Below are 20,763 nucleotides of genomic sequence, written 5' to 3' on the forward strand. Positions count from 1 at the left end.
CCCTTTTAAAGAATCGATCTTTAAAAAACATTTTTGATAGCTATTTTTGCAATAAGTTATGGATTTGGAATAAGTTATGGATTTGGAATAAGTAGGGGATTTTGTAAATAAATAACTGGATAAAAAAAATAAGAAATTATAAGTAGTTTATATACTACTTGTTCTCGGGTAATATGCCCACAAATTTCTTGATCCGTTCCATGATTCCCTCATTATCCGGCTGAACAGGTTTGTATTCTTTTCCAACCAGGTCAGCTGCCAGTTGCATTATCTCATTACTGATGGGGGAAGCTGGGTTTAACTCCATTACTGAACTTCCCAGGGCTATGGAACGATCCATCTCCCGGTCATAGGATATCACTGAAATCATGGGTACTTCCAGTATAGATTCAATTTCATTAACTGAAAGCAGGAAATTATCTTCGTACCACATGTTCAAAACGAAACCAAGTATTTCAATGTTAAGTTCATTTAAAAGAATTCTGATCTTCAAAGCATCAGCCACTGCAGGCATGGTAGAATTGGTCACCAAAATAGCCTCAGTATCCTCCGGCAAAGCTTCGAATATGTTGGAATTAATCCCTGAGGGTAGGTCCATGAGGAATATATTTCCATAGGATGATATTTCTTCCATTATCCTTTTCCATGATACATAGTTGGGGTTGATGGTTTTAAGGGTTTCGAAGTGCATCCCGGTTGGTATTACCAGTGCTCCCTGATTCACCTGGTAGACACAGTCCTGAACTGCCTTGTCACGCATTAGCACGTCATGGAGAGTTACTTCCGGATTTAGAAGTCCGGTTATTACATCCATGTTGGACATCATCAGGTCCAGATCTAGCATGACCACTTCTTCACCGAAAAGACTCAGGGCTACCCCTAAGTTAAAAGTGAGGGATGTTCTTCCCACTCCTCCTTTTCCAGATGCTAGAGCAATAAATCTCGACATATTACTCCCTGAAAGTAAAAATTAAAATTCTTATCTCCTTCCCAGCAGTCCTTCCACCAGTTTGGATATGACACCTTTTTTATCTGGTTCAATTGGCTGATACTCTTCACCGATGAGATCAGCCCCCAGTTGCATGATTGCATTGCTGGTGGGGGATTTAGGATTTTTAACAACTAATGGTTCTCCGAAGGCTGCTGCCCGGCTGACTTCATTGTCTTCAGGGATTACAGCGATTACAGGTACTTCCAAGATAGTTTCGATCTCACTGATGGTCAGGAATGTTTTATCGTGCTGCTCCCGGTTGATAACAACTCCCAGGATGTCCACACCCAACCGGTTGGCGACGATTTTGGTTTTAAGGGCGTCGCTGATGGATGGTACTTCAGGAGTGGTGACTAAGATCATTTCCTGAGCTGCGGCTATTGCAGCCAGTGCATCCTTTTCCAGTCCAGCAGGGGCATCGATTAACAGAATATCGGCACTTTCAATGAGTATTTCCAGAGCACTTTCCAGGCGATCCATTTTGATCTTACGAAGACCTTCCAGTGATATTCCAGCAGGGACTACCTTAACACCGCCAGGTCCCTCGTAAATAGCATCTTCTATATCTGCATCTCCAGAGAGAACATCATGCAGAGTCACTGATTTCCCTTCCATACCCAGGATCAGTTCCAGGTTAGCCATGGCCACGTCTGCATCCAGAACTATGACCTCTTCTCCGTAAGTAGCCAGGGCCACACCTAAATTTGCAGTGATAGTTGTTTTTCCAACTCCGCCCTTCCCTGATGCAACTGTTATCACTCTCGTCATCCAATTCCTCCTAAGAAATTTATTCCACCTTAACTTTTTTCCATCTTAAATCATTTAGCTGTACTACGTAATATTAAATCTTTAACTAAATTCCACATTAATCTCGAATTTTTCCACAACTTCTGGATACTGTCTGAAGCTCTTTTTTATGGCGATTTCGGCTATGTTAATGATCTGCCTTCTGAGATTAACGGCAGTTCTACTCTGCCCCATGATTCTGTTTAAGAACCCCTGACTTTCATATTCAGTGATGATGTTAATGGTTCCAGTTAGTTCCTTATAATTATCAAGGAAAACCATGACTTCGGTTCCTTTGATTTTGGGAATTCCCAGTACTGATTTTTTAATAAGATTCATCAGGACTAATTCCACCCTTTCCACGTCATCATCATCGATGATACCGCCCTTATAGGATTGTAACAGGTTTTCCACGTCGTCATCCTGAACATCTTTAATACCATACTTTTTTAGAAGTTCCGAACGATCAACAGGCTTCTCTTCAATTTCATCAGCTTTTGGAATTTCAGATGACTCTGCTTCCAGCTCAATTTTATTCAAAGATGGTTCTACCTTTTTATCAACCACAGGCGGCTCAGCAACTTTCTCAGCTGATGGTAAATCATCACCACCCATCTCAACAGAAGCAGGAGAAGATTCTGCCCCCACACCCTTTTCAGGTTCTTTCAGAGGCTTATTTAAGGATTTTTCCAGCTTATCAGCTACAGATGATTCATCTGCTTTCTCAACTGGTGCCCTTTCAATAGATTCATCCACATCAACAGAAGCCTGAGAAGATCCTAGATTTTCATCCTTTTTTGGTTCTTTAATAGGTTCATTTGAAGATGAATCCTCCTTTAAAGATAGATCTACTTTTTCATCAGCAACTGGTGGTTCAGTTACTTTTTCAACCGACACCGAATCTTCAGATGAATTATCAACAGATTCAACTTTACTTGATTCAGTAACTTCCGGTTTTAATTCCTCTTCAGGAGGAGTTTCAGTTGCTGTCTTTTTCAGTTCACCGATTACATCGTAAACATTAGAATCCTCATCGATGGTGTATGGTTTGTTGAGATCCAGTAGATAGTCCACTTGAGAGGGTCCTACATCAAAGACTTCAATCAGTGTATTTTTATTTCCTAGGGCAGAATTTATTTTTTCCAGTGCTTCTATCTTAGAAAATCTATCATAGGAAGCAGCTACCTGTTTTCCATCTTTATAAAGAATATATCCTTCTTCTGAACGTGAAGTAACCCTAATAAACCCGTTTTTATGATCCTTGGCTAGATCTTTCATTAATTTCGAGAAATCCAGCTCGTCAGCATATGAAACCATAGACGGTTTGGTTATGGGCATTTCCATGTATACATCTCCCCATATCCTTACTAATATCCCATAATTCCTTAACAAATTCTTATAATAAATTATACTCTAATCTCAAATAAATATAATATTGGTATTGCATCTTTCTTGTTTATATTTACTTTCGGATCAGTTTTATTTCTGCAGGAGTAACTATTATAATATTCCTACCATTTTTACATAATAAGATAGCTTCTCCCCCATCATTATCGCGGAATGCCTTTAATTTTTCTCCGGCTAGTTTGAAATCATCCGGAGAATTCTTTTCCAGGATACTGATGTCCATAATAATTGGATTTTTTTCCTCTAAAACCTGGGCCAGGGCATAATCAAATTCATCGAGGTTGTGGACCTTCATTAAAACTATCTCATAGAATGAGTGCTCAGGGACTATGATGGTTTCCTGATCCTCTTTCCCTTCCTCTTCTTCCAAGCCAAGATTTTTCTTCAAGTAATCCATGATGTCCTTCATTTTTCAACGTCCCCTATAGCTGTATATTCAATTATGGCATCTAATAATATTGACGCTCCACCCTGATAAATGTCAGCAGCAGGAAGGCCATATTTTTCCTGACACTCTGAGAAAAGGGCTTTGGATTTATCCCCAGTGAAATTCCTTAAATTTAGAGATATCCCCACTACTTTGGTGGGTTCCACGGCTTCTATGGCCCGGATCTCTTCTGTAATTCCCACTGGTTGGCGGTAGGGATGGTTAAACCTGTGACAGACAATGGTGGCATCGGGTTGTGCTCCTACAAGTATGGCTGCGGATAATCCCCTGGGGTGTGGGTTTCCCCTTTCAGTAAGACTGGACTGTCCTTCTACAAATATAATGTCCGGGCTTTTTTCTTCCTCAACATATTTTATGCTCCCCATTACTGCAGAGGCAACATCCATTACTGACAAGCTACCTGCACGGAAATTCAGGTCAGCTGGTTGTTCCAAGCCCATTTCATCCGTGGATATAATTCCTGGATTTAATCCCATCTCTTTTGCTGTTTTTCCCAGGATACGTGTGGTGGTTCGTTTCCCACATTCCTGAGATGTGCCTCCCACAAAAACCACCGGTGTTTCCGGTTTATAATCAAGTTTTGGGAGGACTTCAGTACAACATTCAGGGGCAGTACCAAATACTGATCTTATAACATCAAGGCGTGGACTTATTTCTTTTAACTGAACACCTTTAGACTTTGCAAAGGCCAGTAAAGATTGATTACTATGTAATGGGAGTGATCTGAAAGAACAGACCACATTCATTCCTAAATCAATAGCTTGAACCGCGTACTTAAGGGCAGATCCTTCCGCACCAATAGGCAGCATTATGGCCACACTACGGGCATCAGTATTACCCACCACTTCAGCTAAACTGGACGAAATAATATTATTACAAAATGTTTGACCCTGTTTCTCTTTATTATCATCTATGAAACCAACGGATTCTATTCCGCTGAAATTAGAGAATTTTTCCCCACCTCCACCGCATCCGATGATTATAAATGGGTTAAGTTCTTGCAAGTCCCCAACAGAAGTTACAAAATACAAAAGATCACTCCTCTTAAATTTGATGAAATAGGTGAAATATTACATTACTTATTTATTTAATAAATGTCAAACCAAGATATATACTTTAGGTAGCATGTAAATTCTATTGTGGAGGCAGATTATGATAGAAAGAATACTTAAAGATTTAGGACGGATAAATGGGGTAAGCGGATCTTTAGTGGTCGGGAAAGACGGTTTGATAATAGAAAGCGAAGTTCCAACAGACATTGATTCTGAATTAGTGGCTGCGATGGCTTCAGCTGTTTTTGGTACCGCAGAACGTTCCGCAGAGGAAATGAAACATGACCCGCTTCAACAGGTGATGATTGAGGGTAGTAAAGGTAAAACCCTGATGATCGATGCTGGTGAAGGTATACTGGTAGTGATTGCAGACGTAGATATTAACCTTGGTCTCATCAGGATCGAAATGCGTCGTAGCGCTGAACGAGTAATTGAATTCCTAACTTAAATGGCATTATGAGGAATTTGAAAAGTTAGATCATGTGTTATCATCTGCATAGTTATCATTGTTTATTTGCTCCAAAAAAACGCATATAACGAATGATTTTAGTAAAAATCAACTGAAAACCCATTAAATAATACGGGAGGTAGCACTCTTGAGAAAACCTTACGTTATACTCATTGGAAGTGCATCGGGGATTGGAAAATCAACCATCGCTTCTGAGTTAGCTAAAGAGCTGGGTATTAAGCATCTGATTGAAACCGACTTCATAAGGGAGATAGTAAGGGGGATCATTGGTCCTGATTATGCACCAGCTCTTCACAAATCTTCATTCGATGCTTATGTAACCCTAAGGGACAAGCAACGATTTGATGGCAATAGTGCCAGTTTAATAAGTGCTGGTTTTGAAGAGCACGCTTCTTTCGTCATACCTGCAATTGAAAAGGTTATAAAAAGGGCAGTTGATGACTATGATGATCTGGTAATTGAAGGAGTACATCTAGTTCCGGGATTTTTAGATATAGATAAGTTTAAAGAAGATGCTAACATCCACTTTTTTGTACTAACTGCCGACGAGGATGTACATAAAGAAAGATTCGTTAAAAGGGCCATGAAGATAAAGCGTGGCGGAAAACACCTGGAGTATTTCAAAGAAAACCGTATAATTAACAATTATCTGGTTAAACAAGCCCTAGAACATCGCATCCCTGTTATCAACAATCTCGGCATTAACGAAACCAAGAAACGGATGCTCACTCTGATTAAAGAGATCTGTAAAGAGATGATATTCCGCCATTCAGTTGATCAGTTGGAATTGGAGACTGATATCATCCTCAACAAATATGAAGGCCGTATAATGGATGTTTCCTACTTCCTCCCTGGTTTTGGCGAACCCCTGAAGAGAAAAGTTAATGTGTATGACCCGTCTGAGGCAAAACGTTTCATTAAACTTCTCCAGGAGAACCCTAAACGTAAAAAAGATCTGGAAGGACTCTATGAACTTTCTGGAAACGTTCACCGTCACAAAGTCTGCGCACCAGATGAAGAAAGTCTTGAGGCCATGATCAAAGAACTGGACGAAAAAGGACTGCTCTACCAATTTGACCAAGAAGAGAAAAAATAAAAATAATTTTCCACTAAATAATTTTTTTTACTAAACTAATAAAATTAATATTTTTACAAATAGTGAATCCAGCTAAAAATACCAACTAAAAATATTACGATATAACAAGATTATAAAAAAATAGATTAAAATATATTAATAATATTAATATTATATAATTAAATTTATCATTCACCAAACTTATCATTCACCTATATTGGTAACTATATTCAACCAGGTAGGGCATTACACTTGTATATTACACATATCTTAGATTACATTGATTATCACATTGATTCTATTTTTTAAGTTTAATAAGGATTGAAAGAGGAATTATAAAGGATATTAGGAATTATAAAAGATATTAATCAAAAAATATACCCCTTAAGATAATTAAAAGTACTGATTAAAACTATTAAACTACAGATTAAAATAATTAATATTAGGAGTCGTAAAATTGAGCAAAATGTTTGCTGACTGTCCCATATGCAATACAAGTCAAAGTATGGAAGTCACTACCAAAACCGAAATAATCCCTTACTTTGGGGAAATCATGGAATCAACCCTTTTATGCAGTGAATGCGGCTACAAACATGCCGATACCATCTGTATTGACCAGAAAGAACCGGTTAAGTACACCTTACTTGTTAGGAATGATAATTTAAACGCAAGGGTTGTTAAATCACAGTCAACCACCATTACCATACCTGAAATAGGGCTTAAGGTGGAACCCGGACCACAATCCCAGGGATACGTTTCCAATGTAGAAGGAGTATTGAACCGTTTTGAAAAAGCAGTCAAAACTGCCTTATCATGGGCCGAAGAGGACCATGTGAAACAAAACGCAGTCCAAATACTGGAAGATATTGAAAGAGTGAAAAATGGTCAAAAAGAAGTTACCCTAGTATTAGAAGACCCCTTTGGTCACAGTATCGTCATGGATGATGCTGCAGTTAAGAGTGAATTGACTGTGGAAGAGATTAAAAATCTAAAAACTGGTTTTACCACCTTTGAAAATGATGAACTGGAAATGAACGAAGATAAGTAATAGGGGCCGAATAAACCAAAAGATGATAACCTAAGATTAGCAGTTTAACTCAAAATAATCCTCAAAAATAAAAAAAAATAATTTTAAAATTTTAATTTAAGATTTACAACTAAAGAGTTTTAATAATCCATGAAAGCTGGATCTTCCTCTTCTTCATGCACATCTTTGAGTTTAAGCGTCTTTTTGACATCCATTGACAGCGCATCGCAGTCTGCTTTGATGGCGTGCAAGTGCATTAATATCCTCTTTTTCTCTTCATTGATCCTTTCAATGTTCTGATAAGGGTATATGGATTCTTTGAGCATTTCGTATTCAATGGTGGTGTAGGGATATTCATTGAGCTGCTCACAGACCTTCTCCAGTACTTCTCCCAGAAATTTGTTCATCTCCACTTTAACTCTTTCCCTGATCATCTTGTCCCGGTCAAGGTTCTGCTTCATCAAACGTACGACTTCTGCTTTGGCAAAAGGCAGACTTTCTCCTTCTTCGTCTTCTTCGTTGTCAGAGTCTTCCTCAGTAGTTTCATCGGACTCAACTGCTTCTTCTGAGTCAATAATTTCCTCTGTCTCTTCCGGAATAATTTCTTCATTAGAGGGAATAGTTTCTTCGTTAAATTCGTCTTCTCTTTCGTCGTACATGAAAAATCTCCTAATTCTTTAGATTTAAATTCTTTATATTCCATTAAATGCTATGTAAATGGCCTTATATAAAAGTATTGTTTAAATGACAGGTTACGTGTAAAATTTATGATGATCTCCCCTTACACCATAACAATAATTGAAGGTAAAATAAAAATTTCTACTAATATTATATAATCCCCAGACATTAATCCGTCAGGTAATATAATGCTTAATGTATTTTATCTAAGTCTAAACTTAAGTCCAATGATCTTGCAGAATGCGTGATGTATCCCGTGGAGATCACATCCACCCCTGTCTTTGCAAACTGGAGTATGTTATCTGAATTGATACCACCTGAAACTTCAATTATCACATTACCACGGAGGTTTCCATCTTCAAGAGCCTTTAAAACAGTTATAACACTATCCGAATCCATATTATCCAACATTATAATATCTGCTCCGGCATTAGCAGCTTGCAGGGCTTCTTCCAGGGTTTCTACCTCTATTTCAATTTTTTTGGTGAAACTGACATATTTTCTGGCGCGGGATATTGCCTCAGCCACTCCACCCACCAGGGCCAGGTGATTATCCTTTATAAGCACACTATCATCCAGCCGGTAGCGATGGGTATCGCCTCCACCAGATCTTATGGCATTTTTCTCAAAAAACTGGAGTCCGGGGGTTGTTTTACGAGTTCCAGCCACTATAACATCAGGATTAACACTGCGAACCATTTTAATAACATTAGCAGTGAGTGTGGCAATGCCACTCATGCGCATCAGGAGGTTAAGCACGGTTCTTTCCACGCTGAGAATGCTACGAGGATCACCGGATATCTTCATGACGATCTGGTCCGGCTCTATTTTTTCACCATCCCCCACCAATATTTCTGTTTCCACTGCAAACTCGGTGAAAATAGCTACTGCCAGTTCAACTCCAGCAATTATCCCCTCTTCTCTGCCTATGATCTGACCCCTAACCTGTAATCCCGGGGGTATCAATGCACGGGTGGTTATATCCTCAAAACCAATATCTTCATAAACCATCTTAGCTAGGTCCTGCCTCATGATCGCACCCCTATAATTTTGCTTAAAAAACTATTACTCATTAGAAACTATTACTACAAAAATTACTAAAAATATCTTTGTTCTGGTTTATATTGAATGAGGAATATAAATTTTCACCAGGAAACTAATCTAAAGTTAAAAAAAATCATCTTCACTTTAATTGTCCTGCAACTAACTTCATATCTTACAACTAAAAGGACAACATGAAAAAGGACAACTGGGAAATGATAGAATAATAATACAAGAATAGACTTACACCAGTCATTAAGTAAATGGACTATTAAATGTAAGAAAAATCATCAAGCATAAAAATCATCAATTAAAATAATATTTTGAGCTAAGTAACGATTTAAGCTTAGTTCATTAATAAATTAATCATATTAGGTGAATCAATTATGGAATTAATATTTTTAGGAACCTCATCCGCACTCCCCACCACTAAACGAAATCATTCCTCCATTGCCTTAAAGGCCTTTGGAGAGGTAATGCTCTTTGATTGCGGTGAAGGAACTCAGCGTCAAATGGCTCGGATTAAACTGAGCCCCATGAAGGTGGATCATATCTTCATCACCCACCTCCATGGTGACCACTTCCTGGGACTACCCGGCATGATCCAGTCCATGGCCTTCAGAGGCAGGGAGGAAGCTTTACACATCTACGGGCCGGAAGGAATGATAAAAACCGTTGAAAATATTAAAAATCTGGGTTACTATGCTCTGTCATTCCCCATACATGCTTATGAAGTAACCGAAGGTACTGTTCTCCAGACAGAGAAATATATCATTGAATGCTGTCCCACCCATCATTCTGTCCTTAACTTGGCTTACTCAGTTGAAGAAAAAAGATCCCCCAAATTCCTCCGGGAAAAAGCCATCAGACTGGGATTGAAACCAGGACCAGATTTCGGGAAACTGCAAAAAGGCATCCCTGTGGAGGTAGATGGAACCCTGATAGAACCAGAACAGGTTCTTGGGGCAGAAAGGAAGGGAAGAAAAATAGTTTACTCGGGGGATACTAAACCCTGCCCAGAAATGGTTCAATTTGCCTCCCATGCCGATGTTCTGATACATGAATCAACCTATGAATCAGCACAGGAATCAAAAGCTCTTGAAAATGGACATTCCACCACCACCCATGCAGCAATGGTTGCTAAAGAAGCAGAAGTGTCTGAATTAATTCTCACTCACCTAAGCACCCGTTACCGGGATAGTGATGCTTTAAGAACAGAAGCAAGCCATGTATTCAGTAAAGTAATGGTGGCTGAGGATTTTATGAGTATAGAGGTGGAACGTCATGAAATTTTATAAAAAGGGAGATCACCATAATTTAAAGTGCCATAATTTAAAAGACAACCACCTAAGTATAGAGATGGATCATCATGCCCAACACTGACCCCCTGTACCTTGATCTGATAAAAATTGCCATAATTTTTATAGCCGCATTTATCATTATCAAATGGACTATTTACATTGTTAAGAGAACTGGAACGCGATTTAGTTTAGAACCTACTCTGATTCAGGTCTTAAATGAGATCATCAAGTACTCCATAATTGCCCTGACCTTAACCCTTGCTTTAAATGAAATTGGAGTGAATATAAACTCCCTAATCATCAGCTTTGGTATTGTGGGTATAGCAGTTGGTTTCGCCGCCAGGGACACCCTTTCCAACTTCATCGCCGGCATATTCATACTGGCAGATAAAAGTTTTAAAGTGGGAGACATCATCGAAATATCAGGTCAAAGCGGTAAAGTGGTTAAACTCGGTTTCAGAGTTACCACCATCAAAACTGTGGATAATAAACTTATAACCATCCCCAATTCAACCTTTTCCAAGGGTGCTTATATTAATTCCACTGCTCAGGAAACCCGTAGAGTTGGATTGGATGTTAACATCCCCTATGAACTGGAACTGGAACAGACAGTTAACTCTCTGGTGGAAGTTGCATCTAATTGCAAATGGGCACTTCCTGAGCCAAAACCAAATGTGCTTATAAAAGAAATGACAGATACCGGTATTAAAGCTACTTTGAATGTCTGGATCAATGATCCATGGGAAGTAGCAACCTACCGAAGCCAGCTAGCCCTGAAAGTTAAGAGACTTCTGGTTGCTGAAGAGGTATCGTGAAGAAGATATCTTAGGAAGATCTAAGATTTAATGAAGATCTAAGATTTAATGAAGATCTAAAGATGTCTTGTGAAAAATATCTAAGATATTTTAGTTAAATGTCCAAATATAAGATTTTTTCCATTCTGATAATATTGGCGTGTGTCACGCTGGCAGCAAGCATAGCCATAGCTGGTTACGAACAGATGCAGAACGTTACCAAAGCCCAGAAAAGTGTTAAAGACTATCAGGAAAAAATGAGCAACCCGGTGAATGCACTGGATCCAACTGATCTCACCGCTTCACGTATCAATGCTCAGTTAACCATTCCCAAACTTAACGTGAATGCAACCATTCGATCTGACACTGTAAACGCTTATAACGCTGTTTATCATTATCCTGAAAGTGTAATGCCAGGTAAACCCGGAGAATGTGGCATTTTAGGCCATAGAACTACATATTCAGGATTATTTACTAACATAGCATCCCTGGAACCCGGAGACCAGGCCATTATCAAGGATTTCACCCAGCGAAAGAAATATGTCTATGAAGTCACTTCCAATGGAGATGACATACGCTGGGATTACAAAACCAACCCTATTCGATTTTCACAGGAAGGACAGGCACGTTTATTAATTGTGACTTGTTACCCCCCAGGTAAAAAGCAAGCTGCATGGATTACTCACTTTAAAATGGTATCCAGTAGTAACTTATAACTAAATATCCTGATTAATCACCATTATTGGTAAAGAATTTTATTTAACCAGTATTACCTCACTAATAACACCAAAGTTAAAAAAATTATTATAACGGAGTTATATTTTAATAAAACTTGTTAAAACCAAAATAAATAAGAAATAAAGGATTCAGTTGTTACTTTAAATAAAATTAACCTCAGAACATTCGATTACACAATACTTATTAGTGATTAATATTAATATTATTAAAGAATATTTATGATCATCCTGATGTGTAGTTATAACACTTATTAGTGAGAATGAGACATTATATACATAACGTTCACCTAAAAAAGGAGATTTTGGAAGGTAAAAAGAACATGATGGTCTAATAAATAGGAGAAAGAGGAGTTAAAATGGTTGAAATCCTAGTAGACGAAGATGCATGTGTTGGATGTGGATCCTGTGTGGATGACTGCCCCAATGACGTGTACAAAATGAATGAGGAAAAATGGAAAACAGAAGTGGTCAATGCCGATGACTGTATGGCATGCCTCTCCTGCCATGAAATCTGCCCTGCCCAGGCCATGACCCACAAAAACATCCACGTGGCCAAACGTCTGTACATCGACCGTAGGGTAAACGACGTATTAGAACGAATCATTTGAGGGATTAAAAATGGCAATACAAGAAGTTACAGGCACATTTAAACCTGAATTAATTCCCAAAGAAACTGGTGGAGATCTGGATGACTATGAAGATGCACTACACGTGCTGATGAAATTCATGGGATCCATGTCCAGTGCCCTGGAACAGGTTTCAGGGCGGGGTGCAAACGCCATTGTTTACCAGGCAGGCAAACGCATGGGACACGATGCAGCGAAAATGATGGAAAAAACCGACAACCTGGAACAGGCCATGGATGAAATGGGCGAAGTTCTGGGGCATGAATTCTACTATAGAATGTGGAAACCAACCGGACAGGAAAATTACACCATTGAAAAAGGAGATGAAACTGTAGTAAAACTTCTCTTCATGGACTGCGTTGTCAGGCAAACCCTCCGAAGAACAGGTTTACCTCAAAAAGGACCATTATGTTACCTATTATATGGTTACATGGTTGGAGCAGTGGAAGAAGTTATGGGCATCAAAGGAAAAGTTGACGTGGACCACGTAGGCCCCAACGCATGCCTTAAAACCCTCACCATCAAATGGGGTGGTAAATAATGGTTAAAATAGCATTAGAAACCCTGGCCAGCTGCTCAGGGTGTGAAATTTCCATACTTGACCTTCATGAAGATCTGGCAACACTACTGAATCAAGCCGAAATAGTCTATGCACCAGTTCTTATGGATGTTAAGGAAGTTCCTGATGATATAGACATTGCCATTGTCTCTGGTTCCGTTCGAAACGTTGAAAACAAGGAGAGGCTGGAAGAACTCCGAGAAAAATCCAAGTACCTCATTGCCTATGGAACCTGTGCCTGTTACGGTGGTATAACTGGTATGGCTGATCTTTACACCTCTGAAGAGGTCACATCACGTACATACTCTGACAACCCCAGTACCGTATCTGCACCCCTTCCCAATGAAGTGGTTCCTGAACTTTTAAGCATCGTCCACCCTGCAGCCGACTTCACCCGAATCGATGGATTCATACCGGGCTGCCCACCCAAAGAACAACTCACACACGACATACTCATTCCACTTGTAAACGACGAAGCTCCTGATGTTCCTAAAAAAAGTGTCTGTGCTGATTGCCAGCGGGAAATGGAACACGTCGAGTTTGATACAATACACCGCAGAATCGAAGGCACCCCTGAACCAGGTAAATGTTTCCTGAGTCAGGGATACGTTTGTTTAGGGTCAGTGACTCTAGGCCGCTGCGGTGGTCTCTGTACAGAAGCAGGAATCCCCTGTCACGGCTGTGGAGGGCCTTCCCTTGATGTTTTAAGGGAACCCAGCCATGATATCTACAACGGAGTCATCAAAAGAATAGCTCACCTTTCCAAGATGCCAGAAAAAGACGTGGAAAAACAGCTTTATGACATTGGCCATGTTATCTACGGATTCGTAATTGGAAGTACTACCATGGAGGATAAACAGGTTTCACTCATCCCCCAACTGGTTAAAAAGTGAAGTCAAGATAAAATGGTGATACTATGAAAAATATCGAAATTAGCCCTGTAAGCAGGATAGAGGGTCACGCCAAGATCACAGTTCAGGTGGATGATGCCGGGAACGTGGCCGATGCCCACTTCCATGTTATGGAAATCAGGGGATTTGAAAAATTCCTGGAAGGTGCTGCTGTAGAAGAAGCACCCAGAATCACACCACGTATATGTGGTATATGCCAGACAGCACACCACCTGGCAGCGGCCAAAGCCACCGATATGGTTTTCGGACTGGAAGTGCCAGAAACAGCTAAAAAACTAAGGGAACTCATGCTCCTGGGACAGTACATACACTCCCATTCACTCCACTTCTACTTCCTGGGTGCCCCGGACCTGGTTATGGGTCCTGATTCAGACCCTGCAATGCGAAACGTGATAGGAATCCTGAAAAGCAATCCTGACCTGGCAATGATGGCCATAAAAACCCGGAAAATAGGGCAGGAAATTACAGGAATTGTGGGTGGAAAACCCATAAGCCCGGTAACTGCAATACCTGGAGGACAATCCAGAGGCATAACATCCGAACAACAAGCTCAACTATTATCCAAATCTAAAGATGCAATAGGCCTGATAGAACAGGGTGTTGAAGTAGCCAAACCATTATTCGCCCAGTACAGTGAAGCTATCGAAGCTTTAGGTCCTGTTGAAAGTCACTTCGGAGCGTTAAGCAATGGTGGTTCCATCGAGTTCTACGACGGACCAGCCAAGATCATTGATAAATCCGGTAACCAGGTTTATGAATTTGCAGCCTCTGATTACCTAGACTACATTGAAGAAAAAGTTCAACCATGGTCCTACCTGAAATTCCCCTACCTGAAACAGATAGGATTCCCTGAAGGTAACTACCGCGTGGGTCCACTGGCCCGGCTGAATGTGGCAGATACCATACCCACTGAAAAAGCTTCAGCTCTGTATGGTGAATACAAGGACCAGTATGGAATTGCTCAAAACGCACTTCTGTACCATTACGCCCGTTTAATAGAGTTGATGTATGCTGCTGAAAGAGCTGTGGAACTTTTAGAAGACGACAGCATAACCGGCACTGACCTGCGTCAGAACCTTTCAGAACCATTAATAACCAGGGATGAAGCCAAAAAATCCAGTGAAACCAAAAGGGGAGTGGGTATGATTGAAGCTACCCGAGGAATCCTAATTCACGACTATGAAACAGATGCAGGAGGATTCATTAACCGGGCTAACTTGATTGTTTCTACCGGTCAGAACAACCTATCCATGGATATTGGAGTTCGGGAAACCGCTAAACAGATGATACATGGTGAAGAAGTTTCTGAAGGGCTTAAAAACAGACTGGAAATGATTGTAAGGGCATACGACCCCTGTCTTTCCTGTGCAACCCATGCTATTGATGGAAGTTCACCACTCGCAGTGGACATCTACGACAGCGAAGGTCAACTTCTGAAAAAACACTTACTCTGAGGTTATTTTTAAAAACCTCAACATTCTTATTTTTTTAATTTCACTCATTCTAAATTAGGACTCTTAATCAAATTAATTCCAGATTAGACGAATTTTTCTAAAATTTACTATCTTCAAGTTGAATTATAGCTAGGATTACTATCAGTGAATCAACACACTTCTGTGTATTATAATTTATAAAAATAACATTAAAAGACCACTTTCCGTCTATTTCATTATACAAATAAGAATTAAGTAAAATAAATGATTTCCATTGCTTATTAACATTATTACAACCTTATTAACATTATTACAGCTTTTATATCCTTAGAAATGTGAATATGTTTTAATCAATACAAACCATAGCACTATTTCCCCCGCCTTAGTAAAAAACGATAAGCATAATAAAAAGATAGAGTAAGAATATTTTATAGTATTAAGTTTTCTTACTAAGTCTAGTGATCCAATGACTGACACCCATTTGAAGATGCAACTGGAAAAGGCCACCGTGGACCTGGATAAAACCCCCGATGTGGAGGGTATCCTTATTGTGGCCAGTGATGGACGGATATTACACCACAACTTACGGGTTGATGTTGATATAAACCTTTTCGGCCCCATGTCCCAAGTTATTTCCAGCTCCTCCCTAAGGCTGTTAAACTCATCAGGCCAGGGAGAAATGGAAAGAGTATTAGTGGAGTCATCTGGAGGTAAAGCTCTTTTTTTAGGTTTGGAAAAGGTGCATTTAATCATTTTAATGCAGGGCTCAGCTAATGTGGGCATGGTGCTGGTGAATGCCAAAAGAGCATCCCAGAAAATCCATGAAGTAACCCATGACCTTGAATTAGAAGTTCCAAAAGAAACCATAGTAGAAGAAATTTCAATCCCCAAAGAAGTGCCAGTTGAAGAAATACCCACAACACCTGTTACAACAGAGGAACAGTTACCTGAAACAACTGCAACAAAAGAACCCCCAATTGAAACGGTTGTTGCAGATGAAAAAACTGCTGAAGATCTACCTTTGGAAACTCTTTCAGAATCAGCGGATGAACCTGTCTTAGAACCTGTTTTGGAAAAAGCCAAAAAAATAACTGCAGAACCCCTTGCTGAGGTAAATGAACCTGCAGTTCCTGAAGAACCACCAGTAGGTATTGAAACTGAACTTGAAACTGATGTAAAAGCTGAACTTGAAACTGAAGTTAAGAGCGAAGTTGAAACTGGAGAATTAACGGGATCAGATAAGATAGAAGAATTAAAAGTAGAAGAATTAGAAATGGAAACTGAAATTGAAGTTGCTGAAACTGAACCTGAAGAGGTAAAACCAAGCATACCCACAGTCAGACCACCTATTTCATTCCCTTCACTACCAACGGATGTTGAAATCCCTGAAGATCCTGAAAAACGTGCAGAACTTATATTAAACATTTACGAATCCATATTCCTGGCCATGTCCATGGGAGCTGCCAAGATCATGGGAGTTGCTCCAGCCAGAGGACTAACCAAAAAATTCTTGCCCTTTGAAAAATGCAGGAGACTCCTGGAAAATGTTGATCTCAAAAGCAACGCCACCATTGACTTTACCCAGATAAAGAAAAACGCTGAAGCAATACCTCTCCAGGAGCGTGAAGAAATATTCATCCAGGATTTCAATCGCATGATCGAAGTCATAACCGAAAACTATGGAAGGGTAATGGGTTACGAGGCATTCAGGGCCATGGTAAGACCAGAATTCATGGAAATTAAAAAATCCTATGGTAAGGCCATGGATCAGCTTAACATCAAAAAAAGCATGCATCCAGAAATTGCCCATTTATTCACATAAATATGGAAATTTCTAATAGGCCTCCAGATAACCTATAAAAAGTCCTGATAACCTATAAAAATAACCTATAAAATATATATTTTAAATTTAATTATCTTTTTTTAACCAATAAACTAATGATAACTAATTATAACATTTTTTAAATATTGTTATTAATTTTTTAAAAAAATAAAGTAAAATTTGACCATGGAATATATAAATAACCAGATTATATTCAAATTTTAAAACTTTTTAAAATAACAGTTACATACCAATAATCATATTACATTCACAAAAATATTAGAAATAAAAAAACGGTGATAATCATGAACGGACCATGGGTGGAGAAATACCGACCACAAACTCTGGATGAGGTTGTGGGTCAAGATCACATTATACAAAGACTCAAACAGTACATTAACGAAGCGAACATGCCTAACCTCATGTTCACCGGCCCGGCAGGAGTGGGAAAAACCACCACTGCCATTGCACTGGCCAAGGCCATGCTGGGTGAATACTGGAAGCAGAACTTCCTGGAACTCAACGCCTCTGATGCCAGGGGTATCGAAACTGTGCGTAAGGATATTAAAAGCTTCTGCCGGTTAAAGGCAATGGGTGCACCATTCAGGATCATATTCCTAGATGAAGTGGATAATATGACCAAGGATGCCCAGCACGCACTGCGCCGGGAGATGGAGATGTACACCAAAACATCCTCATTCATCCTTTCCTGTAACTACTCATCCAAGATCATCGACCCCATCCAATCCAGGTGTGCCATATTCAGATTCGCACCCATTAAGGGTCACCAGGTCATAAAGAGACTGGAAATAATCGCCAAAGCAGAAAACGTTAATTATGCTCCAGGGACTCTTGAAAGCATAGTTTATTTCGCCGAAGGAGATATGCGTCGGGCAGTTAACATCCTGCAATCCACTGCATCCATGGGTGAGGAAGTAAATGAAGAAACTGTTCACGATGTGGTTTCAAAGGCCAAACCGAAAGATGTGCGCCGGATTGTTAACCTGGCACTGGATGGTGATTTCATGGGCGCCCGTGACCTTCTAAGGGAGGTTATGGTGGTTCAGGGGACCAGTGGAGAAGATATGGTAACCCAGGTTTACCAGGAAGTCTCCAAAATGGCCATGGATGACCTTATTGGAAGTGAGGATTACATTAGACTGGTGGAGCACATAGGAGAGTACGATTTCAGAATAAGGGAAGGTGCCAACCCCCGAATACAATTAGAAGCTCTTTTAACCAAATTCTTACCAAAGGAAAAGGCAGATTAGATGTTGTGGACTGAGAAGTACAGTCCCCAGACCATGAAGGATGTTCTGGGGAATAAGAAAGCCATTGAAGAGATTGAAAACTGGCTGGAAAGCTGGGATCATGGCGAGCCCCAGAAGTGCCTGCTTCTGGTAGGGCCACCGGGCACTGGAAAAACCACCTTGGCCCATCTGGTGGCCGGTGAGTTCTCAGATCACATAGAACTCAATGCCAGTGATAAAAGATCCTACGATATAATTATGAACACCATCGGCGAGGCATCAGCTTCTGTCTCCCTCTTTGGTCAGGGCGGACGTAAACTCATAATCCTGGATGAAGTGGATGGACTCCATGGAAATGAGGACCGTGGTGGTATACGGGCCATAAACAAGATCATCAAGGAGGGTCATCACCCTATGATCATGATGGCCAACGACCTCTACAGTAAACGTATACAGAGCCTTAAATCCAAATGTCAACTTATAAAAATCAACAAGGTGCACACCAACTCCATTGTTGCTCTTTTAAAGAGAATCTGTATCAAGGAAGGGGTCGATTTTGATGAACACGTTCTCCGTACACTGGCCAAAAGATCACGTGGGGATCTGCGATCTGCCATTAACGATCTGCAGGTAATTGCCCAGGGTAAAGACTCAATCAGCTCAGATGATTTAAAGATCATATCCCAAAAAGATGATATTAACAACATCTTCGACTCAGTGCGAACTGTGCTTAAAAGTAAGAACCCCAAACGGATCAAAGATTCCCTTCGCCTGGAGGCAGATCCTGGCTTCATCCTAGAACAGATAACCGAGAACATTCCCCGGGAGTATGAAAAACCAGAGGAGATTGAAAAGGCATATAATGCAGTGGCGGAAGCTGATGTGTACCTGGGAAGAGCCTTCCACACACGACACTATGGTTACTGGAAGTACACCTACGACCTCATGGGCGTGGGAGTGGCCCTGGCCAAGGATGAGACCTACAAAAAATTCAGCAGATACACCAGCTCAACCTTTTACAGTAAACTATCCAAAAATCGGGCCAAAAGGGACCTTAGAGACAGGGTAGCAACCAAGATCGGAGCCAAACTTCACACATCCCGGAAGGTGGCCATTGAATACTTCCCCTACTTTGAGATCATGTTTGAGGGAGATGACTTGGCTAGAGATCTGGCAGACTACTTCGACCTGGAGGATGCAGAAGTTAAACAGTTCCGGAGCAGGAAGATTAAAAAGAGGAAAGTGAAGAAGGTTCCTAAAACTCCTAAAACTAAAACTACACCGAAAAAGACTTCTAAAAAGGCCACAGAATCCGTAGACAAATCTTCTAAAAATATTTCCAATGATTCTAAGAATTCTAAAGAAGTGGGAAAAAAAGGCATTCTCAAAGATACCAAATCCCAGGATAAAGTAAAAAATAAGAAAGATAACTCTTCAAAAACTACATCCAAGGATAAAAGTGATTCTGGAAAGGCCGAATCCAAAGATGATGGGAAGCAGGTTTCGCTTTTCAGTTTTAAATAAATAATACTACCACCTAATACTTATTCCATTTTTTTAAGACAAAAACACAGATATCCGCTATTCAGAAGTTATATTCGAGTATAATTTGTGTGTAATTTGTGCATAACTATTTAAATTTTGTTGAGTTTAGATACTTTGTCAGTTTAAAAGAATTAATATGTTAAAGTGATTAAATAATGTTAAATGGATTAAATATAATTATATTTACCTCCAATCAGGAATAGTTCCATTAATACAATCCTATTAATATTATGAGGGATTATGAAGGTTTTCAAATGAGTGGTTATTTACTTTGTGATAAATGTAGAGGATATTATAAACTTAAATCTGATGAATCACCCCGAGATTTTACTAATAAATGTAGTTGTGGGGGTAAAATAAGGTTTAGCAAAAATATTGATGTTATAGGGACAAACAAGGAAAGAACTTTCGAAAAAAAACAATCCAAAATTCAAAGACTTAAAAGTAGCTTGTGGCCTAAACATAAATTCACATTTTCAGCAATTTCAAATCAATTAAATGGATTTAAGAATGATTTTTTAATGAGATTTAATAATGTATTTAATAAAATAACATCAGCATTAGGTATGCCCGTGTGTCCTTATTGTAAAAAAAGATTAAAATTTAGGGATATGATGGGTGGAACTTTTATTAAGTGTTCAAACTGTGGTGGAACTATGAGAAAACATCAAAAACATCAAAAACATAGTTAAACACCAAATCTGATGTTTTCATACTCGTTTAACTTCATTCTAAAATGACTTCCAACCCCTAGAATGGAGTTGCGTAGCTTCACTATTATCTTTTTCTGCTTTTCATTCATTTATTTATC

Annotated in this window: 21 protein-coding genes; 14 read left to right on the forward strand and 7 right to left on the reverse strand. The window is 39.6% G+C overall.

Going from position 1 to position 20,763, the window contains the following annotated elements; genetic code table 11:
- Positions 1-154: 154 nt before the first annotated feature.
- The 5 genes from minD (HY987_RS00730) to HY987_RS00750 all read right to left on the reverse strand — a co-directional run bounded on the left by minD (HY987_RS00730) (position 155) and on the right by HY987_RS00750 (position 4,663).
- A complete protein-coding gene (gene minD / locus HY987_RS00730; RefSeq protein WP_004032021.1) occupies positions 155-949 on the reverse strand; it encodes a cell division ATPase MinD in 795 nt (264 codons plus the stop codon).
- Positions 950-979: 30 nt separating this feature from the next.
- Positions 980-1,759 carry a cell division ATPase MinD gene (gene minD / locus HY987_RS00735; protein ID WP_292754419.1) on the reverse strand — a complete coding sequence of 260 codons (780 nt, stop codon included), beginning with the start codon at positions 1,757-1,759 and terminating at the stop codon, positions 980-982.
- Positions 1,760-1,840: 81 nt separating this feature from the next.
- Positions 1,841-3,121, reverse strand: a complete 1,281-nt coding sequence (locus HY987_RS00740; protein WP_292754422.1) for a DUF2226 domain-containing protein — start codon at positions 3,119-3,121, stop codon at positions 1,841-1,843.
- Positions 3,122-3,239: 118 nt separating this feature from the next.
- Positions 3,240-3,593 carry a cell division protein SepF gene (gene sepF, locus HY987_RS00745; protein ID WP_292754425.1) on the reverse strand — a complete coding sequence of 118 codons (354 nt, stop codon included), beginning with the start codon at positions 3,591-3,593 and terminating at the stop codon, positions 3,240-3,242.
- Positions 3,590-4,663 (reverse strand): DUF1611 domain-containing protein, encoded by a 1,074-nt coding sequence (locus tag HY987_RS00750; protein WP_292754428.1) that lies wholly within the window; start codon positions 4,661-4,663, stop codon positions 3,590-3,592. The genes sepF and HY987_RS00750 overlap by 4 nt, the downstream gene beginning before the upstream one ends.
- A gap of 121 nt (positions 4,664-4,784) precedes the next feature.
- Between HY987_RS00750 and HY987_RS00755 the strand changes: the two genes are divergently transcribed.
- The 3 genes from HY987_RS00755 (at position 4,785) to HY987_RS00765 (ending at position 7,276) form a co-directional block, all read left to right on the forward strand.
- The gene (locus HY987_RS00755) at positions 4,785-5,132 is read left to right on the forward strand and encodes a roadblock/LC7 domain-containing protein (protein WP_292754431.1); all 348 of its coding nucleotides are present in this window, start codon (positions 4,785-4,787) and stop codon (positions 5,130-5,132) included.
- A gap of 148 nt (positions 5,133-5,280) precedes the next feature.
- Positions 5,281-6,249: a 3H domain-containing protein gene (locus HY987_RS00760; protein ID WP_292754433.1), complete on the forward strand. Its 969-nt coding sequence runs from the start codon at positions 5,281-5,283 to the stop codon at positions 6,247-6,249.
- Between the two features lie 436 nt (positions 6,250-6,685).
- Positions 6,686-7,276, forward strand: a complete 591-nt coding sequence (locus HY987_RS00765) for a ZPR1 zinc finger domain-containing protein (protein ID WP_292754435.1) — start codon at positions 6,686-6,688, stop codon at positions 7,274-7,276.
- Between the two features lie 119 nt (positions 7,277-7,395).
- On the opposite strand, the gene HY987_RS00770 is transcribed toward HY987_RS00765, so the two are convergent.
- Entirely contained in the window at positions 7,396-7,914 is a 519-nt protein-coding gene (locus tag HY987_RS00770; RefSeq protein WP_292754437.1) for a hypothetical protein, read from the reverse strand.
- Positions 7,915-8,125: 211 nt separating this feature from the next.
- A complete protein-coding gene (gene nadC / locus HY987_RS00775) occupies positions 8,126-8,965 on the reverse strand; it encodes a carboxylating nicotinate-nucleotide diphosphorylase (RefSeq protein WP_292754439.1) in 840 nt (279 codons plus the stop codon).
- 395 nt (positions 8,966-9,360) lie between these two features.
- On the opposite strand from nadC, the gene rnz reads away from it, so the two are divergent.
- The 11 genes from rnz (at position 9,361) to HY987_RS00830 (ending at position 20,644) form a co-directional block, all read left to right on the forward strand.
- Positions 9,361-10,272, forward strand: coding sequence for a ribonuclease Z (gene rnz / locus HY987_RS00780; RefSeq protein ID WP_292754441.1), 912 nt, complete (start codon positions 9,361-9,363; stop codon positions 10,270-10,272).
- 71 nt (positions 10,273-10,343) lie between these two features.
- The gene (locus tag HY987_RS00785; protein ID WP_292754444.1) at positions 10,344-11,090 is read left to right on the forward strand and encodes a mechanosensitive ion channel family protein; all 747 of its coding nucleotides are present in this window, start codon (positions 10,344-10,346) and stop codon (positions 11,088-11,090) included.
- Between the two features lie 134 nt (positions 11,091-11,224).
- Positions 11,225-11,785, forward strand: coding sequence for a class E sortase (locus HY987_RS00790; protein WP_322169040.1), 561 nt, complete (start codon positions 11,225-11,227; stop codon positions 11,783-11,785).
- 377 nt (positions 11,786-12,162) lie between these two features.
- Positions 12,163-12,414 (forward strand): ferredoxin family protein, encoded by a 252-nt coding sequence (locus tag HY987_RS00795; RefSeq protein ID WP_292754449.1) that lies wholly within the window; start codon positions 12,163-12,165, stop codon positions 12,412-12,414.
- A 10-nt stretch (positions 12,415-12,424) separates the two neighbouring features.
- The gene (locus HY987_RS00800) at positions 12,425-12,973 is read left to right on the forward strand and encodes a hydrocarbon binding protein (contains V4R domain) (protein WP_292754450.1); all 549 of its coding nucleotides are present in this window, start codon (positions 12,425-12,427) and stop codon (positions 12,971-12,973) included.
- Positions 12,973-13,884 carry a F420-nonreducing hydrogenase gene (locus HY987_RS00805; protein WP_292754453.1) on the forward strand — a complete coding sequence of 304 codons (912 nt, stop codon included), beginning with the start codon at positions 12,973-12,975 and terminating at the stop codon, positions 13,882-13,884. Before HY987_RS00800 ends, HY987_RS00805 begins: the two co-directional genes overlap by 1 nt.
- A gap of 23 nt (positions 13,885-13,907) precedes the next feature.
- Positions 13,908-15,356 carry a Ni/Fe hydrogenase subunit alpha gene (locus HY987_RS00810; RefSeq protein WP_292754456.1) on the forward strand — a complete coding sequence of 483 codons (1,449 nt, stop codon included), beginning with the start codon at positions 13,908-13,910 and terminating at the stop codon, positions 15,354-15,356.
- A 445-nt stretch (positions 15,357-15,801) separates the two neighbouring features.
- Positions 15,802-17,157, forward strand: coding sequence for a roadblock/LC7 domain-containing protein (locus HY987_RS00815; protein WP_292754458.1), 1,356 nt, complete (start codon positions 15,802-15,804; stop codon positions 17,155-17,157).
- Between the two features lie 305 nt (positions 17,158-17,462).
- Complete coding sequence (locus HY987_RS00820) at positions 17,463-18,428, forward strand: replication factor C small subunit (RefSeq protein ID WP_292754460.1); 966 nt, start codon at positions 17,463-17,465, stop codon at positions 18,426-18,428.
- A complete protein-coding gene (locus HY987_RS00825) occupies positions 18,429-19,931 on the forward strand; it encodes a replication factor C large subunit (RefSeq protein ID WP_292754463.1) in 1,503 nt (500 codons plus the stop codon). It begins immediately after the preceding gene.
- Positions 19,932-20,206: 275 nt separating this feature from the next.
- Positions 20,207-20,644, forward strand: coding sequence for a hypothetical protein (locus HY987_RS00830; RefSeq protein ID WP_292754466.1), 438 nt, complete (start codon positions 20,207-20,209; stop codon positions 20,642-20,644).
- Positions 20,645-20,763: the final 119 nt, after the last annotated feature.

The organism is Methanobacterium sp. (assembly GCF_016217785.1).
GTDB lineage: Archaea > Methanobacteriota > Methanobacteria > Methanobacteriales > Methanobacteriaceae > Methanobacterium.

Coding starts and splice junctions, on each gene's coding strand:
- minD (WP_004032021.1), bottom strand. CDS start 949: ATGTCGAGATTTATTGCTCTAGCATCTGGAAAAGGAGGAGTGGGAAGA.
- minD (WP_292754419.1), bottom strand. CDS start 1,759: ATGACGAGAGTGATAACAGTTGCATCAGGGAAGGGCGGAGTTGGAAAA.
- HY987_RS00740 (WP_292754422.1), bottom strand. CDS start 3,121: ATGGAAATGCCCATAACCAAACCGTCTATGGTTTCATATGCTGACGAG.
- sepF (WP_292754425.1), bottom strand. CDS start 3,593: ATGAAGGACATCATGGATTACTTGAAGAAAAATCTTGGCTTGGAAGAA.
- HY987_RS00755 (WP_292754431.1), top strand. CDS start 4,785: ATGATAGAAAGAATACTTAAAGATTTAGGACGGATAAATGGGGTAAGC.
- HY987_RS00770 (WP_292754437.1), bottom strand. CDS start 7,914: ATGTACGACGAAAGAGAAGACGAATTTAACGAAGAAACTATTCCCTCT.
- nadC (WP_292754439.1), bottom strand. CDS start 8,965: ATGAGGCAGGACCTAGCTAAGATGGTTTATGAAGATATTGGTTTTGAG.
- rnz (WP_292754441.1), top strand. CDS start 9,361: ATGGAATTAATATTTTTAGGAACCTCATCCGCACTCCCCACCACTAAA.
- HY987_RS00785 (WP_292754444.1), top strand. CDS start 10,344: ATGCCCAACACTGACCCCCTGTACCTTGATCTGATAAAAATTGCCATA.
- HY987_RS00795 (WP_292754449.1), top strand. CDS start 12,163: ATGGTTGAAATCCTAGTAGACGAAGATGCATGTGTTGGATGTGGATCC.
- HY987_RS00800 (WP_292754450.1), top strand. CDS start 12,425: ATGGCAATACAAGAAGTTACAGGCACATTTAAACCTGAATTAATTCCC.
- HY987_RS00805 (WP_292754453.1), top strand. CDS start 12,973: ATGGTTAAAATAGCATTAGAAACCCTGGCCAGCTGCTCAGGGTGTGAA.
- HY987_RS00810 (WP_292754456.1), top strand. CDS start 13,908: ATGAAAAATATCGAAATTAGCCCTGTAAGCAGGATAGAGGGTCACGCC.
- HY987_RS00815 (WP_292754458.1), top strand. CDS start 15,802: ATGACTGACACCCATTTGAAGATGCAACTGGAAAAGGCCACCGTGGAC.
- HY987_RS00820 (WP_292754460.1), top strand. CDS start 17,463: ATGAACGGACCATGGGTGGAGAAATACCGACCACAAACTCTGGATGAG.
- HY987_RS00825 (WP_292754463.1), top strand. CDS start 18,429: ATGTTGTGGACTGAGAAGTACAGTCCCCAGACCATGAAGGATGTTCTG.
- HY987_RS00830 (WP_292754466.1), top strand. CDS start 20,207: ATGAGTGGTTATTTACTTTGTGATAAATGTAGAGGATATTATAAACTT.